Consider the following 17495-nt stretch of genomic DNA (forward strand, 5'->3'; position numbering starts at 1 on the left):
CTTTTTTAAACTATCACGGATTTTAAAGGCCGTGATAGCTTTAGTTGATGTTTGATTGATTAAGCTGAATATTCGTTTTCTAAAACTACAGCGTCTTTACCATGATCGCCGGCAGCGGCAAGCGGCTTAGGTTTGCCACTAATGCGTTCCTGCAAGCCCTGGAATATCACGTATAGTACCGGTATGATAAATAAACCTAACAATACGCCTGAAACCATCCCGCCTGCTGCACCAATACTGATGGAGTGGTTACCCTGTGCAGACGGACCGGTAGCAATACTCATCGGGAATAAACCGAACACAAAGGCCATTGAGGTCATGATGATTGGACGGATACGGAGCTGCGCGGCTTCAATAGCCGACTGTACCAGCCCATGCCCTGCCCTTCGCCGCTGCACCGCGAACTCCACGATCAGGATGGCGTTCTTGGCCAGCAAGCCGATGAGCATGATTAACGCAACCTGTACATAGATGTTATTTTCGATACCGGTTAAACCTAATACAATAAACACCCCAAATAAACCTGTAGGTATTGAAAGTATTACCGCTAATGGCAGGATATAACTTTCATACTGCGCTGATAGCAGGAAGTATACAAACACCAAACACAACAGGAAGATCACAGTTGACTGGCCGCCTGAAGCAATCTCTTCGCGGGTTTGGCCGGTAAACTCATAGGCAAAGCCGGTTGGCAGTTGCTCTTTAGCTGTTTCTTCTATCGCTTTGATAGCATCACCAGAGCTATAGCCCGGTTTAGGGATGGCATTGATCTCGATAGAGTTGAACAGGTTATAACGGGAAGCTGTTTCTGAACCATAAACACGGGTTAGTTTAACCAGGGTGTTAATTGGCACATTTTCGCCTGATTTGTTTTTAACAAATACACGGTCAATTGCTGATGGATCTGTCCTGTCCGCAATATCAGCCTGAACAACTACGCGGTAGTATTTACCAAAGCGGTTAAAATCTGATGCCTGTGCGGTACCAAAATAAGCCTGCATTGTTGACAGGATATCTTTAACACTTACCCCTAACTGGTTAGCTTTTTCATCATCAACTTCTAATTGTAACTGAGGATAATCAGCTTTGTATGAAGTAAAGGCGAAGGCAACCGCTGGTTTCTGCATCAGCTTCATGATAAAGTTATTGGCAACACCGCTGAATTTATCCAGCCTGCCGTTGGTCTTATCCTGCAGCATAACGTCAAGCGCTTCCACGTTGCTGAAACCAGGAACGGTTGGGAAGCTGAACACGAAGAACGTACCACCTGGTATACCTGCTAATTTGCCCCTCACAATGTTCTGAATAGCATCAATATTTTTAACCTCACCCCTTTCTTCAGTAGGCTTTAACAACAGGAAGATAACACCTGCTGACGGGCTACTGGATTGTGTTAAGAAGTTAAAACCTGACAATGCGGTAACAAATCGCGCAGATGGCAGCGTTTTCAACTGATCCTCAGCCAGTTTAAAGGTTTTATTAGTTCCTGCTAATGAAGTACCTGATGGTGTATTTACTGCTATCGCCACAAAGCCCTGGTCCTCGGTAGGAATGAAGCCTGTTTTGGTCTTGTTTACCATGTAAACTGTAGCAACAACTACTAAGGCAAGGCCAGCCATACTGATCCATTTATTACGGATTAAAATTTTCAAGCCGCCAACATACCTGTTGGTCATATAATTGAAGCCACCATTAAAGCCCGCGTAAAATTTCTCTACAAAGCTTTTCTTAGGTGCGTCATGACCGTTTTCGCTATGTTTATTCTTTAAGAATAGCGCAGCCAAAGCAGGACTTAAAGTTAAAGCGTTAACGGCCGATATAATGATCGAGATAGCCATAGTTAAGGCAAACTGACGATAGAAGATACCTGTTGAGCCCGTCATGAAGCTCACCGGTAAAAATACCGCCGCCATAACCAACGTAATAGATATAATGGCACCTGTAATTTCGTGCATCGCTTCGGTGGTTGCAGCCTTCGGGGTTAGGCTGGGGTCATGCTCCATTTTGGCATGAACAGCCTCCACCACCACAATGGCGTCATCCACCACAATACCGATGGCCAGTACCAATGCAAACAGCGTTAACAAGTTAACCGAGAAACCGAACAGGTTCATAAAGAAGAATGTACCGATAATAGCAACCGGAACCGCTATCGCGGGGATTAGGGTCGACCTGAAATCCTGCAGAAAGACGAACACCACGATAAACACGAGAATGAAGGCCTCAACCAATGTATGCTCAACCTGGTTGATAGATTCATCAAGATCGGTTTTGGTACGGTAAAATTGGTTGTATTTGATCCCAACAGGGAAATCTTTCGATAGTTTCACCATCAGGTTATCAATCGCTATCTGAATTTCGTTAGCGTTTGAACCTGATAGCTGTATAATGCCAACGATAATACCGTCGTGGCCGTTCAGGTTACTTACACTGTTGTATGAATAAGCACCAAGTTCAACACGTGCAACGTCTTTTAAACGCAATACAGAACCATCTGCATTTGCACGGATAGCGATATTCTGGTATTCCTCTGGTTTGGTAAGTTTACCTTTATATTTAATTACATATTCAAATGCTTCGTTACTGCGCTCACCAAATTTACCTGGCGCTGCTTCAAGGTTTTTGTCCTGTATAGCGGCGGTTACTTCAGCCGGTGTAACATTGTAAGCTGCCATTTGGGTAGGATTTAACCAAACACGCATTGAATAATCCTTAATACCACCAAAGATACTGGCAGAACCTACACCCGGAATACGTTTAATTTCCGGAACGATATTGATCTGTGCGTAGTTGGCCACAAAGGTTTGATCATATTTTTTAGGATCCTCAGAGTAGATGGCCATAGCACCGATAAAGCTGTTTTGCTGTTTGGTAGTTGTAATACCATATTGCAAAACCTCGGCTGGCAACTGGCTTGAAGCCTGTGAAACACGGTTTTGAACGTTTACCGCTGCCTGGTCGGGATTAGTACCCTGTTTAAAGTAAACGGTGATACCCAATGTACCATCATTACTGGCGGTAGAGGTCATATAGGTCATATTTTCCACCCCGTTAATCGCTTCTTCCAACGAAGGCGTAACGGAACGTAAAATAGTTTCGGCATTGGCACCCGGATACACGGCTGATACTAATACCGACGGAGGGGCAATATTAGGAAACCGCTCTAAGGGCAGTTTTGTTAAACCAAGCACACCCACTATCACCAGCAATATGGAGATAACAGTTGAGAGTACCGGTCTTTCTATAAATTTCTGAAACATGACTTTAAAGTTTAAGTGTATGTATTATTTCTTAACTACAGCGGCTACTTTATCTGCAGCCTTTTGAGGCTGGATAACCATGCCTTCCTGTAATTTATCGATGCCCTCTAACACAATCTGGTCGCCGGCTTTAATGGCTTCTTTATCTTTAACCAGGTAATGATCACCTGATTTACCAACTATGTCGATAGGTTGTTTTTTAACTTTGCTGCTATCGCCAACTACAAATACAAATACTTTATCCTGCATTTCGATAGTTGAAGCTTCCGGAACGATCAAAGCATCTTTATGGCTCAGGCTTAAACGGATCTTGCCGGTATTGCCTGAGCGTAAGAGCCCGTCAGGATTTGAGAAATTTGCCCTTAAAGTGATAGCGCCGGTGTTTTTATCAAACTGGCCGTCTACAATATCAATTTTACCTTGTTTAGCATATTCTGTATTATCAGCTAACAATAATGATACTGATGGTACATTTTTCAATTTATCTTTCAGGTTAGCGCCTGGATATTGTTCTTTAAAGGCAACAAAATCTTTTTCGCCTAATGAAAAGTAAACGTGTACATCATGAACATCTGATAATTGAGTTAGCGGAGCAACATCCGCAGGAGCAACAAGGCTACCTTGTTTCTTAGCAAGCAGACCGATATAACCGCTTACAGGAGCTTTTATTAAGGTATAACCTAAATTGATCTGCGCGGTAGCTACGTTAGCTTTAGCCGATTCGATGTTGGCTTTCGCTACATCAGCTGCTGCCTTAGCCGTTTTTAGCTGGTAGTCAGAAACTACTTTATTTGCCACAAGCGGAGTTAATTTTTCAACTTCCAGTTGCGCATTTACATGTGCTGCTTCGGCTGCATGTAAGCTTGCTAATGCGTTATTTAAAGCTGCACGGTATGGTTGTTCGTTAATTTTAAATATTGGCTGACCGGCAGATACGAAAGCGCCTTCGTCAACAAATACTTTATCTAAAGTACCGCTTACCTGTGGCCTGATCTCTACGTTAACTGCACCTTCAATTGAAGCAGGATATTCCTGGTAAGTAGTTTCGGTACCTGATACTATAGAAGCAACCGGTAAGGCCGGCGGTGGAGGTGCTGTTGGAGCCTGAGGTGCAGATGAACATCCATATAATGTTAAAGCTGCAACTGCTGCTAAAAGGAGTGTTTTCATGAGTGATGATTTTAAGAGTGGTGAATGAATAGGATTAGAAAAAGCCGTTTGGCTTGCGATATATGATGATTTGATTGTTTTCATTGTTTTACTGTTGCCGACTGTTTTCAATTGAAATGCCAATTTTATATTTAACTGCATATCAACTATTTATAATAATAAGATTTAATTTAAAGTACCTTATATCGTGACATTCACGATATTTTATCACGATATAACAAAACGATGTACGCTAATTACAGCATCTGCATAAATTAGATGTTACAACACCGTTAAATCGTTTAACACTGTTAAATAGATTGTGTGGGTTGTGAGTGAGCTTTTTCATTGTATTAAGAGTTTGTTTTAAAAGTGCTTAACAATTACCTAACACTGTAAGGTAATTTAACAGTGTAGTTTTCAAGTCATAGAAAGAATCAATCTTTCATCGACCTGATGATACCGCCTATGGTATCTTTTAAAACCTGGCGGTTAACTTCGTCAGAGAATCCCCTGCTCAGTAAGTTGATGGACACCAAACCGTGTACGACCGACCAAAACGTATAGTACTTGGTGCAGATCATTTCGTCATTGATATCCTTTATATCCATCAGTTGCATAATAGCCTCGCTAACCATCGTAGTAGGGAGCTGGGCTTCGGGCATTGATTTTACCATTTCGCAGCAACAGTTCATCTGTACGCCAAACATAACCTGGTAAAGTTCCTTATTTTCAAAAGCAAAGTTCCAGTAAGCAAGCCACATGGCCTCCAATTGCTTTTCGGGCAGGCGGTGCCTTTCTTTGGCTTCCTCCATGTCCTTTGCTAATATCAAATAGCCTTTGCGGGTAAGTTCCATTAATATAGCATCCTTATTTGCAAAGTATTCATATATAATGGGCGCGGTGTACTCAATTACATCAGCAATCTTACGCATGCTTAAAGCCTGCCAGCCTTCATGTTTAACTATGTGGAGCGCAGCATCCAGGATATTAACCCGGGTTTCCTCTTTTAAGCGCTGAATTCGTTCTTTACTTGCCATTTTGATTACACTATTAAATCATTTAACAGTGTTAAGCAAAAGTATAACGGTTTTCAGGATTATTTACCATCCCTTTGTAAAAAACGTTTCATCCAATTGTCATGGATTAAACCTTTTGAGTCAAATCCGGTCGGCAAACGCTTATTTCTTTACCAGGTAAACCAATTGCCCAATATGATAGCCCTGGTGTATAGTACGATTAATCAGGATATTTAATCTGTTACGGTGCGGCTCTTTTGCAAAATCATCTGCTGCAATGGCGCTATGCGGCTTAAACCATTCTTCGGGCTGCATAGCATTCATCCTTTCGGTTAAAACCTCATTTACTTTAGCCCAATATTGTTTAAGTTCAGCCAGTGACGGTTTCTCCAACCCAGAATTTTCAGGACTTTTAACAAAAATTTGATCCAGCTGGGGATAGAGCCTTTCGCCTAAACCTAAAAAAGTAAACATTCCGTCGCTAACAGCAGTAAGGTGACCCAGCAGGTAAATACCGCTGTTTCGGCCGGGAGCAGTTTCGGCAGCAAGAGCTTCGTCAGTTAACTTATCGAGTAAACCGTTTAGGCGACTGTTTTGCAGTTCCCAGTTGGAGACTACCATTTTGATAAATAATTCTGTTGACGGCTGTATGCTGGTTTCGGTAATGTTTGTGCTCATTTGTTGCAGATGTTATATCAAACCAGTGGATTTGATGACACAATTATAAGCTAAAACGGGGCTGGCGTAAATACTAAGCAGCTTATATGACAAAACTATGATACCACAGGCTCATCTTCAATTTTACGCACCAGCCATATCATCATGGCAGCAAAGGCGGCAACAACAAAAAAAGCTATTTGCAGGTTTGCTGCCTGAGCAATAAAACCAACTATTGGTGGTACTATAACAAAACCCAGGTAACCAACTGTTGATATGGCGGCCAGTGCCTGGCTGCTGTTCATTGTTTTTGATTTACCGGCCATGCTAAAAATCAGCGGCACTATACATGACACCCCCATGCCTATCATGGCGTAGCCCAAATAAACGGTTAAAGTATATGGTAAAAACACAGATACCAGCAAACCGGCCAAAACCAGCGAGCTGCTATAAGTTAACACCTTTTTTATACCAATGGCCGATACTACCCTATCGCCCGCGAAGCGGCCAATGGTCATGGTAACCATGTAAACTACAAAGCCGGCCTCAGCGAATGATTTGGTGGCATGGACTACCTTTTCAAAATAAACACCGCTCCAATCGTACAGCGTGTTTTCGCAGGCCATAGAGGCGAAACATATTAAAGAAAATTTAAGCAAGTGTTTATCGGGCATGGAAAACACCGATTTATTGGGTGTTTCGGCAGGCTGATAGTCATATGTTGAGGGATAAAATATTACCGAGAGGATCAGCATCGCAACTCCCACACCTAATAAATGATATGAAGGAGCCACGTTAAATAATACCATTAAATAGCCGACAGCAGCGCCGCCAAAACCGGCCAGGCTCCAGATGCCATGGAATGTTACCATGATCGATTTATCATACAAAGCCTGGATCCCCACGGCCTGCGAGTTCATAGATAAACCTAATATATTACGGGTTGAGCCAACAAAAAATAAAACTACTATCAGTTGCCACATATAAGCTGCAAAACCGGGGAGGCAAAGCACCAGGCTAAAGGCCAGTGCACCTATCAGCATCATTATACGGCTGCTGAAATGCTTGATCATTTTAGCCGTTAAAGGCATGGTAAGCATCAGGCCAACAGGCATGGCAAACAGCACAACCCCTAACTGGGCTTCATTTAAATTAAGCTGATGTTTTATGGATGGAATACGCGAGGCCCATGAAGAATACCCGAAGCCCGAAACAAAGAAGAAGACACTGTTGGCAATCCGCATTTTTGATTTGCCCGCAGCCGTTAGCTGATCCATACTTAATAATTACGCGCAAATTTAGCTATAATTTATAAGTGCGGCCGCCGTTATCTGCAATTAAATGCAGCTTACATACATGGCTGAAGCTCGCCGCAGGGCTGATTGTTTCGCACTGCTTTATGAAAAACTTTATTGAAACCTTGTTGTACGTAAGTTAACCCGAGGTTTAAAAGGGCTGATACCTGCAGTGGTGTGGTATCCGGCAGGGTGAGTGATATGAGGTGTGATATGAGTTTCATGATTACATTATCGTTTCCGGCTGCAAAATTGCTACAATAGTTTCAAAAAAAATTCACCCGGATCAACAACTGACTTTAGGAAGATAATTGATAATGAGTATGATAAACCGTTGACAAACGGCCTACCTAATCCTCTCTTTGGGAGAGAGTTTGGGATGAGCCCTGCTCATCCAATTGCAATATTGATGCGTTAGTTTGTTAGCATGTTTTTTTAGCTTTACTTTTGAGATAAGTATTTAAATGAAAGACACCACCAAAACTTTGAGTTCAGGACCTACATATAAAGCAGCCGGTAAAGTAGCAACCATTATCGAAAGGCATTTCAGGCATTTTCACGCCAAAGCCCTCGCCGATAACGATGAGATAGACCTTGCTCCTACCCCCAGCTGCACCACTATTGAATCACTTATCGATATCTCGTTTTGGGCAAGCTTGCGCCGGGAAGAGGGATTTTCGCCAAAATTCACGCTTGCTTTTTTGCCGCCCGAAGCTGCCGGTCAGCCGTTGTTGTTTGGCAGTAAAATTAAACTCGCGCCTAATATCCTCACCAAATTTGCTTCGGCGGTACAACAGCCGGGCATCCATTTGGGCATCTGGATAGAAGATGATGAACTCTACATCTGGGGGACCACCCTGGCTATCCCGGCTTATTGTTTTGTGCTGGAAGTAATTGAACCCGGATTATTAGTGATCAAACATCGCCGTATAGAGGGCTTTGGCAAATTTGTAAACATAGCCATATTAAAAGGCGACGATATTAAAGTAGTTGACGAGCATGGCTCCAGCATTTCTGATTGCCCTAATGTACTTTCGGCCATGCTTGATTTTACTTTACCATCCCTATGGAACGATCCGGTAAACGTATTAGTTCAGCTGGCTACCTCCATGCAAGCCCACAAACGTGGCGGCATATTATTAGTTGTGCCCTCCGGAAACGAAGAATGGCGCGAATCTATCATTACCCCGATCTCCTACCCTGTCGATCCTCCGTTTTCGGGCCTTACCGATTTGATGATTCACGAAGGCATCGACCGTTACCACACCTCATGGCAGGAAAAAATGCGCCGCGCGGTTGATACCATAGGCGGATTAACCTCGATAGACGGCGCTACGCTAATAAATGATAAACACGAGCTGCTGGCTTTCGGCGCCAAAATAGGTCGTGCAGCAAAAAGTTCACCTGTCGAAGAGATCGTAGTGACCGAGCCTATCGTCGGTTGCTCAACCAGGGTGATCCACCCGGCGCAAAACGGCGGTACAAGGCATTTAGCGGCAGCACAGTTTGTCTTCGACCAAAAAGATGCCTTAGCACTGGTAGCTTCTCAGGACGGCCGGTTTACGGTATTTGCATGGTCGCCGGTTGTAGGGATGGTGCATGCGCATCAGATCGATATTTTGTTGTTGTGAATTGTCTGAATCAGAATTTACAGAATTTTTGAATTAACAGAATATGCACTAAATCTTCAATTCTGAAAATCTTATAATTCTGTAAATTCTGATTCCGACAAAAATCCTGGTTCAATCTTAATCGCAATTCAATAACAAATCGTAATATTTCCGCATCAGCACGGTATCATAGTTAACCAGCGATTGATAAGCTTCTGAAACCAGCTCATTGAGGATAGATGATCCAAGCTGCCCGCCTCCGTTGGGAATGGAGTCGTAATAAACAATAATTTCTTTAACCCTGATTATTTCGTACAGCAACTGCTGAACCAAATCAGTTTGAGTACCCGCCTGCATTCCAGCCGAATTCTTGCTCAGAAAATCTAAAGGATCGTTAGTAGCAGGGGTCATTTTTTTATCAAACAGGATCGGAATTATGGTTTTATCAACTACGTATTAACAGTTAATAAGTTTAAACATCCGCTTTTTGTTTTAAAAAAATAAAAAAAATTAAAACAAAATAGCAAAACCCTCATAAAGAGGGTTTTGCTACTGTATAAAAATACTTAATTATTTTGCTTTGGTTCAGGCTTAGGTAACAGAACCTTGCGCGATAGCTTCAGTTTACCTTGCTTATCTACGTCAAGCAGTTTAACCCTTACTTCGTCGCCTATCTGGAAGATGCCATCCATCGTTTCAATACGGCGGTGATCAATTTCAGATATGTGCAGCAAGCCATCTTTACCAGGCATAATTTCAACAAACGCACCGAAAGGCATGATTGATTTTACTTTACCTTCGTAAATCTCGCCAACTTCTGGTTTTGAAGCGATAGCGCGGATGCGGCCTAAAGCGGCGTCGATAGATGCTTTGTTATCAGCAAATACCTGAACGATACCCTGGTTGTCTTTTTCCTCGATAGAGATGGTAGCGCCTGTTTCACGCTGCATTTCCTGGATGATCTTACCACCGGGCCCGATAACCGCACCAATAAATTCTTTATCAATTTTGATGGTGACAATACGTGGTGCGTGTGGTTTGTAATCCTCGCGTGGCTGTTGGATAGTTTTAGCCATTTCGCCAAGGATATGCAAACGACCATCTTTAGCCTGGTTTAACGCGTTGGCTAATACCTCGTATGAAAGACCATTGATCTTCAAGTCCATCTGCACAGCAACGATACCGTTTTTAGTACCGGTTACTTTAAAGTCCATATCACCTAAGTGGTCTTCATCACCAAGGATATCAGAAAGGATAGCATATTTGGTACCCATTTCGTTAGTGATCAAACCCATCGCGATACCTGATACCGGCTCTTTAATTTTAACACCGGCATCCATCAACGCTAATGTACCGGCACAAACTGTAGCCATTGATGATGAACCGTTTGATTCCAAAATATCAGAAACTACACGGATAGTGTATGGGTTTTCATCTTCAGAAGGCAATACTTGTTTCAATGAACGCTGGGCCAGGTTACCGTGACCAATTTCACGACGACCAGCACCTCGGTTAGGCCTAACCTCACCGGTTGAAAAACCAGGGAAGTTGTAGTGCAGCATGAATTTCTGGTAACCATTAATGAAGGCACCGTCAATCATCTGCTCGTCATCCTTAGCACCTAAGGTAACTGAAGTTAATGATTGAGTTTCGCCACGGGTAAATACCGCCGAACCGTGAGCCGATGGTAAATAACCAACTTCGCTCCATATCGGGCGGATCTGGGTAGTGGTACGACCGTCTAAACGTTTACCTTCATCTAATACAAGGTTACGGATAGCATCATACTCAACATCGTGGTAATATTTTTTAGCAAGTGCTTTGGTGATATCATCAATTTCGCCAAGCGTTTCGATATACTCGTCACGAACTTGTTTGAATTTCACAGCACGCTCATCTTTTGCAGAAGCTGAAGAAGCAACAGCGTATACTTTTTCATAAGTAGCAGCATAGATGGCTTTTTTCAAATCCTCATTGCTGTGCTCATGGCTGTAAACGCGTTTTTCGGTTTTACCAACTTCAATGGTCAGTTCTTTTTGAGCTAAACACTGCACTTTAATAGCAGCATGTGCAAATTTGATAGCCTCAACCAATTCATCTTCCTGAATTTCTTTTGATTCACCTTCAACCATGTTGATATCGTGCTCGCTGCCTGCAACAATAAATTCTAAAGTCGCATTTTCAAGCTCACTCAGGGTTGGGTTAATAACCAGTTTACCGTCGATCTTAGCAACACGTACTTCTGATATCGGGCCATTGAAAGGGATATCAGAAACAGCTAAAGCGGCAGAAGCAGCCAAACCGGCTAAAGCATCAGGCATGATGTCTTTATCGGCAGATATCAACGAGATCATCACTTGTGTATCAGCGTGATAATCTTCAGGGAACAAAGGACGTAAAGCACGGTCAACCAAACGGGAGATCAAAACCTCATAGTCTGATAAACGGGCCTCGCGGCGTAAAAAACCACCCGGGATACGGCCTGTTGCAGCGTATTTTTCCTGGTAGTCAACAGATAAAGGCAAGAAGTCAACTCCTTCTTTAGCTTCAGGCGATGATACAACAGTAGCCAATAACATGGTATCGCCCATTTTTACTACTACCGAGCCATCCGCTTGTTTGGCCAGTTTACCTGTTTCGATCTCAATGGTGCGTCCGTCGCCCAGATCAATAACTTTTTTAATTACGTTTAAACTCATCGTTTTTTGTTTGTGATGCACTTTTCATCTTCGGGAGCGCATCGGATTTTATGTGTGTAAATATATGTTGCAAAAGTAAAAAAGCCATCCTAAAATGGGGATGGCTTTTAAATAAAAAAGGAGAGAATTACTTAATGATATCCCTTAGCTGTAAAGCTTTGATGATAGCACGGTACCTTTCAATGTCTTTATTATACAGGTAAGCAAGTAACGCGCGGCGTTTACCTACTAATTTTTGTAGCGATAATTGAGTTGAAAAATCCTTTTTGTTTTTTTTCAAATGCCCTGTTAAGTGAGCAATACGAGTAGTAAATAATGCTACCTGACCTTCGGCCGAACCTGTGTCAGCTGCTGATTTACCGTGTTTTGCAAAGATCTCTGCCTTTGCTTCTTTACCTAAATACATTACTTGAATAATATTAAAGCGTTAACTATTTTATTAATTGTGGGTGCAAAGATAGTGATTAATTATGCAAATGCAAGGGGTGGATGGATTTGTTTTTGGGGTTTGTTTTAATGGTGAATGGCTGATTGGGTTGGATTAAGTGAGTGGTTATCTTTTCAGGAGTGAACGGTTGTCCGGTTGATTGGGTGAGTGGTTAGTTTATGATGAGATTTATTGATGAGTAGTTAGTTTTTGAAGTGAAGGTGGTTGGGATGAGTTCGATAAGTGCCTATTATTGTCCGAACTCAAATTTTGGAAATTAAATAATTAGCTGAATTCCAGGCAAACTCATAAATTCCTTAACTCGTTCAATTTCGGTTAAGCTATAATAAATTCGAAATCAAAAATCCCAACTCCGAAATCAATCATGGCGTTACCTTCGGCCCGCGCTATACGCTCATACGCCTGCAGGCATTACGCGCAGGCCGGTATCCCAATGTCATTAAGTTAAGAGATTGACAAGCTGCACCAGAGGTGCAAAAGGTTTGTAGAAACCATTTTGAATAGATTTTTGGTGTGCCAGCGGTACACAACTCCGGTGTTCCGTACCTCTGGCACGGTTGTTATCGGTATAATATTTTGCTACAAACCTGTTCCCCCTCTGAGGGATTTTCCTTAACTTAATGACATTGGCCGGTATCCGCTTCTATCGCTAACGCGGTCTATCGAATACTTAAATCCAACCACTCACTTAATCCAACCCAATCAACCACTCACTAAATCTATTACTTCCCATCCGTCCAGCTTTTAAAAATAGCAGACTGCAGCGGATCCGGATTTGACAATGGCGTTATCCTAAATGATTTTTCGCGTTTTTTGCCAAGTACTACATCAATATCTTTGGTGACACCATCTTTCAGAATGGTAAACTTCACTACATCGCCTTCTTTACGGTTATCCAGTGCTTTCCCCAAAGCTTCGGAATTAGCGGTCTCGCTATTAACCTTCAAAATAACACTGCGCCCACGAATGCCTGCATTCCAGGCAGGTGATTGATAAGCTACCGTGGTGACACGCATAGTATCCCGTACCTGGCGCATGTTTAGCCCGGCCCAGGCATTAGAAACTGTGGCCGTAGCAGTATCTACAGCTAAACCGCCTAAGGCGAAGTACTTAGGATAATCAGGCGGTTTAACGGTGGATGCATATTCAAATACCTCGGTTAAAGGTACGCCCGCCATTTTCTCACATTCATTCCTGAATTCCTGTTCTGTAAAACCGCGGTTCAGCTTTTTGTAATACTTATAATAAAGCAGGCGCATTACATCATCAAGCGTTTTTTTATTTTGCGTTGCATGGCGGATGCTGAAATCAAGCATCAAACCAAGGATCGGCCCTTTATCGTAGTATGAAATGGTTTTATTAAAATCGTCGCCCTGCCTGCCGTTAGGCCCGTCGTCCCAGGTGTTGTAACTGGCCTGTGTTGCCGATTGATACAAATGCCCCGGCTCATTTTCGTAGTTGCGCAGGTTGTTTTGAAAATCGCCAAACATATCCTCGTTATTCATTAAACCAGCATGCCTGGTGATCATGTACTCATAATAAACAGTAAAGCCCTCTGATACCCAAAGCATATTGGTATGGTTCTCCTTCGAATAATCAAATGGCCCAAGTTCAACCGGCCGAATACGTTTAACATTGTAATGGTGAAAATACTCGTGCGCTATAAAGTTGTACAGCTTTTTACGGGCTTCGGGAGTATTAAACCCTTCACCTCCGCTAAAACTTAACGAGGTTGAGTTTAAATGCTCGATACCACCGCCGCCAGCGCCTATTGATAAAAATGTATAGTGTGTATAAGGAATTTCGCCAATAATATTACTGCCGGTAACTACTATCTTTTTCAGGTCGTCCATAAACGCCTGCCTGTCAAAAGCAGGCAACTTATAACCGATAAAGTTGTGTGGTTTATTTTGCACGGTGAAAGGTGGCAAAACTTCCAGCTCGCCCATTAAAAACGGGCTGTCATAAAGCACATCAAAATCGGCTGCCTTATAAACATGGTATTGGGCCTTCAGAGTGTCAAGTCCGGTTGCTACCAGATCGCTCCAGTTACTGTAAGGTTTCATTTGGATGGTGACTGGATGGCGTAATTCCTGGTCGAGGTACATGAACAGGCCTCCGGGGGTAATGTAGCCTCTTGTTTCGTCAAGATAAACGTTGCCTACAAATGGCACAACAGCTTTAACATCGTACGAGATCTTTACATCTCCGGCCGAGGGGTTAATAACCTTCCAGGTATCCTTATTGGGCTTATCAAATTTCAGCGAATTGCCGTTTGCATCGGCAACAGTAAAATTCTGTACCGCGCCTGCAAAATTGATCAGCTGGTAATATCCCGGCGTCCAAACGCACATCTTAAAATCGAGTGTTTTGAGGTGGGTTTTATTGGTCAACTCAACATGATACAAATGGTCGGCCGCTTTTTCCATCGACACCGAATATTGCATATTAACAGGTTGTTGGGCCCAAACGCCGGCACAAAAAAACAGGCAAAATGACAGGGTTAAATTAGATAGTGATTTCATTATCTGCTTGGGTTTTGCCGAATATAATAAACAGCGGTTTATTTATTTCACCAATCACCGGAAATTAGCCCGAAAAATGCCTGTATTTATCCACTGGGGATAAATTTTACCAGATTTTTTAACTCAAAAAAACAGGCCATGATCAGCTTATTTTCCGGATAAACTACTCCTTCGGCAGCCCATCTTCAAACCCACAATCGCCACTGCTTGCAGCTATATCCAGGTTCCAGGCCGAAGTTAGGAAATAAGGCGCTGTACCATCGGCATTCTTAGTGCTATAGGTACACTTAATCACCCTGCTTTCGCCCGATGCCAGGGAGATATAGTTATCGCTGAAGATCACAGGTAAAATATCGTCACCACCTTGCCCTTTTAAAGCACGCAGATGTACAAAAAACGCAACTGCACTGCCTGTATTTTTGATAGTTACCGCACATGAGGTACTGTCCCCTTCAGCTGTACCTGTTTGACTAACCACTAATTTAGTTTTGGGTAAAGATTGCAGGGCTGAATAATCCGCGTAAGCCGATTGCGGCGTAGTAAACCAGTTTGATTTTTTCCAGTTGAGATCATCGCCTTTTTTGGAGAGCCAATACCAGTTAATGCTTTGGGTTTTGCCGCTTTTATCGCTCAATTCAAGGCGTAAAAGATAGGTATCAGATAATCCGGTAATGGCAGGCAGGGCAAAAATCCTTTTGGAAGCATCCGCATTAATTTCGGCTGTTACTGTTTTGCTGAACTTACTTGTTCCGTCAAGATTATAAACATCAACCTTAACTTTTAAACCTGTAAAGGTTTTCAGGTATGAGTTGATAACCGCTACCTCATTTGTTTTGTAAGAATACAGCACATGCAGCGGCTCCATAGCCTTTTTCATGCCAAAGTAAGTACCGGCCGGATACAGGTAATAATCATATGTATGCCAGATAATGCCTGGCCACGGATTGCTCAGCATCCATTGTACCACACCCGTAGCCGTTTGATATTTATTTAATCCGTATGCTTCCATCATGGCGCGGTGAGCCTCGTAGTTTTGTGCCTGTGCTTTGGCTGCATAATTTTTAATGGATGCAGTTTCGCCGTAACGATTGTAAAGTGCTTTAGTGAATACCTTTGTGGTGCCAAATGAGCCTGTACCGCAATGATAGTTCCAGGCGGCCGAGGTTACGTTCAGCGAATCTTTAGGGATAAATTTCACCAGGCTTTCATATGGCGGGATTGACGGGCCGGGCGAAATTTCGGTAGCAAAACTGTAAGTACCGCCATATTTTTTGGCGACATCGGTTTCCCAATAAATTGGTGGCACCCACTCATACGGGCCGGCCATTTTTACGCCACTATAACCCGATACTTTTGATTTACCTTCATTAGCGGTTGCCAATAATGGGTTAGGCCATTTTAACTGCTTTTCAATCTTCAGGTAATCGCGCTCAACCGAGGTATCTGTTGGCGGCATATCGCTGCCATTGAGCCATACAAACAAGCTGGCCTTGTTGCGCAGCCAGTACATCACACTACTGTCTGATGCCATGGCAACTTTTCGTTCGGCAGCGTCCCATTTTTCGGGGTGTTGCCAGGTACCGCAGCACATCCAGCCGTTCATCACCATAAGGCCGTATTTATCGCACAGATCGTAAAAATTATCATCTTCCATTTTACCTTCGGAGCGTACAATGTTCATATTCATATCCCGTACCAGGCGGATCTCCTGCTCCTGCCTTTCGGGCGACCGGCGCTGGAAAATATCAGGCGACCAGGCCGCGCCCCTTAACATAATAGGCTTACCATTCACAATAAACTCACGCGACTGGTTATTGTCAATAATCCTGGATGTAAACTGCCTGATCCCAAAGTTCTCGCTCACCGAGTTGCTCAGCTTTTTATTAACCACAGCCGATACTTCAATGCGGTTGAGGTTTGGCTTACCATATTGCCAGGGCCACCAGATGGATGGATCTTTAATATTAAGCTGCTTAAACTCCAAAGGCGAAAAGTTTACATTCTTCGACTCGTTAGGCAGCAGGTGTACTTTTTTTTCGAAGGATATATTTTCATTGATCCTGCCGTTGATCACCGCGTCCTGTGGTTTATTGGTATAGTTGGTCACCTGGGCATCTACGGTTAAATGAGCTATCGCAAGCGAAGGCAGATCAAAATCAGTAGTAACCAGCGGGAACTTTACGCCTACTTTACTGTAAGTTTTTACTTCAACATTATTGATGATACCGCCATTATAATCCTGCGGATAGGGAATCCAGTCGGCATAATCAATGGCAAGGTCGCCATCACGTTTGTTTGGGGTAAAAGGCCTAAGCACTTCAATAGCTAAAGTGTTGGTGCCGCTATAGTTGATATTTTTGGTGAGGTCAAGATCAATGATGCGATATGGGCCCTTCACTTTTGTTGAATCGGCTATTTTAACCCCGTTGAACCAAACGTTGGCTTTATAGTTGATGCCATGTAATCGAAGGATCACGTTCTTACCATTTTCGGCAGCAGGCAGGGTAAACTCCTTCCTGAACCACCATGGTTTATCCAATTTAGGATCTGCCAGTTTTTCAAGGTTCCTGCCCATAAACGGGTCGAAATTATATACATGATTGGCCAGTAAACCAGCTAAAATGGTTGATGGCACGCTTACTTTATACCAGCCTTGGGTATAAAATTTTTCTTTAGAGATGTCTGTAGCGGCGGCAGGTGCCGTAACTACCGATTGCATTTGCCAGTCGTCCTTCAACAGTAAGTTAAAATTCTCCTGCCGCTCCTGCGCAAATGCCCTTGTACTGAGCAGGGCTATTACCGACATTAATAATATTTTTTTCATGGTAGATTA

12 protein-coding genes are annotated in these 17495 nt (G+C 42.9%); 1 reads left to right on the forward strand and 11 read right to left on the reverse strand.

The features are described 5' to 3' along the window. Window positions 1-59: 59 nt before the first annotated feature. The 6 genes from MusilaSJ_RS06340 to MusilaSJ_RS06365 form a co-directional block, all read right to left on the reverse strand. Window positions 60-3260 (reverse strand): efflux RND transporter permease subunit, encoded by a 3201-nt coding sequence (locus MusilaSJ_RS06340; RefSeq protein WP_274989199.1) that lies wholly within the window; start codon window positions 3258-3260, stop codon window positions 60-62. A 24-nt stretch (window positions 3261-3284) separates the two neighbouring features. Further along, window positions 3285-4430 carry an efflux RND transporter periplasmic adaptor subunit gene (locus MusilaSJ_RS06345; protein ID WP_274989200.1) on the reverse strand — a complete coding sequence of 382 codons (1146 nt, stop codon included), beginning with the start codon at window positions 4428-4430 and terminating at the stop codon, window positions 3285-3287. 416 nt (window positions 4431-4846) lie between these two features. Then, window positions 4847-5449 (reverse strand): TetR/AcrR family transcriptional regulator, encoded by a 603-nt coding sequence (locus MusilaSJ_RS06350; RefSeq protein WP_274989201.1) that lies wholly within the window; start codon window positions 5447-5449, stop codon window positions 4847-4849. Window positions 5450-5590: 141 nt separating this feature from the next. Then, window positions 5591-6106: a DinB family protein gene (locus MusilaSJ_RS06355; protein WP_274989202.1), complete on the reverse strand. Its 516-nt coding sequence runs from the start codon at window positions 6104-6106 to the stop codon at window positions 5591-5593. A 95-nt stretch (window positions 6107-6201) separates the two neighbouring features. Then, complete coding sequence (locus MusilaSJ_RS06360; protein ID WP_090524771.1) at window positions 6202-7362, reverse strand: MFS transporter; 1161 nt, start codon at window positions 7360-7362, stop codon at window positions 6202-6204. A gap of 71 nt (window positions 7363-7433) precedes the next feature. Beyond that, complete coding sequence (locus MusilaSJ_RS06365) at window positions 7434-7604, reverse strand: hypothetical protein (protein ID WP_175489912.1); 171 nt, start codon at window positions 7602-7604, stop codon at window positions 7434-7436. Between the two features lie 240 nt (window positions 7605-7844). Between MusilaSJ_RS06365 and MusilaSJ_RS06370 the strand changes: the two genes are divergently transcribed. Further along, window positions 7845-9011, forward strand: coding sequence for a putative sensor domain DACNV-containing protein (locus tag MusilaSJ_RS06370; RefSeq protein WP_274989203.1), 1167 nt, complete (start codon window positions 7845-7847; stop codon window positions 9009-9011). 117 nt (window positions 9012-9128) lie between these two features. On the opposite strand, the gene MusilaSJ_RS06375 is transcribed toward MusilaSJ_RS06370, so the two are convergent. From MusilaSJ_RS06375 to MusilaSJ_RS06395, 5 genes are all read right to left on the reverse strand, one after another. After that, entirely contained in the window at window positions 9129-9401 is a 273-nt protein-coding gene (locus MusilaSJ_RS06375) for a hypothetical protein (protein WP_274989204.1), read from the reverse strand. A gap of 155 nt (window positions 9402-9556) precedes the next feature. After that, window positions 9557-11689 carry a polyribonucleotide nucleotidyltransferase gene (gene pnp / locus MusilaSJ_RS06380; protein WP_274989205.1) on the reverse strand — a complete coding sequence of 711 codons (2133 nt, stop codon included), beginning with the start codon at window positions 11687-11689 and terminating at the stop codon, window positions 9557-9559. Window positions 11690-11816: 127 nt separating this feature from the next. Further along, a complete protein-coding gene (gene rpsO / locus MusilaSJ_RS06385) occupies window positions 11817-12095 on the reverse strand; it encodes a 30S ribosomal protein S15 (protein WP_090524765.1) in 279 nt (92 codons plus the stop codon). A gap of 764 nt (window positions 12096-12859) precedes the next feature. Next, the gene (locus tag MusilaSJ_RS06390) at window positions 12860-14662 is read right to left on the reverse strand and encodes a M61 family metallopeptidase (RefSeq protein WP_274989206.1); all 1803 of its coding nucleotides are present in this window, start codon (window positions 14660-14662) and stop codon (window positions 12860-12862) included. 163 nt (window positions 14663-14825) lie between these two features. Next, window positions 14826-17486 carry a glycosyl hydrolase 2 galactose-binding domain-containing protein gene (locus MusilaSJ_RS06395; RefSeq protein WP_274989207.1) on the reverse strand — a complete coding sequence of 887 codons (2661 nt, stop codon included), beginning with the start codon at window positions 17484-17486 and terminating at the stop codon, window positions 14826-14828. Between the last annotated feature and the right edge of the window lie 9 nt (window positions 17487-17495).

It is taken from the genome of Mucilaginibacter sp. SJ (assembly GCF_028993635.1).
Lineage (GTDB): Bacteria > Bacteroidota > Bacteroidia > Sphingobacteriales > Sphingobacteriaceae > Mucilaginibacter.

Excerpts from the sequence above, each read along its gene's own strand:
- MusilaSJ_RS06340 (WP_274989199.1), bottom strand. The coding sequence starts at position 3,260 with ATGTTTCAGAAATTTATAGAAAGACCGGTACTCTCAACTGTTATCTCC.
- MusilaSJ_RS06345 (WP_274989200.1), bottom strand. The coding sequence starts at position 4,430 with ATGAAAACACTCCTTTTAGCAGCAGTTGCAGCTTTAACATTATATGGA.
- MusilaSJ_RS06350 (WP_274989201.1), bottom strand. The coding sequence starts at position 5,449 with ATGGCAAGTAAAGAACGAATTCAGCGCTTAAAAGAGGAAACCCGGGTT.
- MusilaSJ_RS06355 (WP_274989202.1), bottom strand. The coding sequence starts at position 6,106 with ATGAGCACAAACATTACCGAAACCAGCATACAGCCGTCAACAGAATTA.
- MusilaSJ_RS06360 (WP_090524771.1), bottom strand. The coding sequence starts at position 7,362 with ATGGATCAGCTAACGGCTGCGGGCAAATCAAAAATGCGGATTGCCAAC.
- MusilaSJ_RS06365 (WP_175489912.1), bottom strand. The coding sequence starts at position 7,604 with ATGAAACTCATATCACACCTCATATCACTCACCCTGCCGGATACCACA.
- MusilaSJ_RS06370 (WP_274989203.1), top strand. The coding sequence starts at position 7,845 with ATGAAAGACACCACCAAAACTTTGAGTTCAGGACCTACATATAAAGCA.
- MusilaSJ_RS06375 (WP_274989204.1), bottom strand. The coding sequence starts at position 9,401 with ATGACCCCTGCTACTAACGATCCTTTAGATTTTCTGAGCAAGAATTCG.
- pnp (WP_274989205.1), bottom strand. The coding sequence starts at position 11,689 with ATGAGTTTAAACGTAATTAAAAAAGTTATTGATCTGGGCGACGGACGC.
- rpsO (WP_090524765.1), bottom strand. The coding sequence starts at position 12,095 with ATGTATTTAGGTAAAGAAGCAAAGGCAGAGATCTTTGCAAAACACGGT.
- MusilaSJ_RS06390 (WP_274989206.1), bottom strand. The coding sequence starts at position 14,662 with ATGAAATCACTATCTAATTTAACCCTGTCATTTTGCCTGTTTTTTTGT.
- MusilaSJ_RS06395 (WP_274989207.1), bottom strand. The coding sequence starts at position 17,486 with ATGAAAAAAATATTATTAATGTCGGTAATAGCCCTGCTCAGTACAAGG.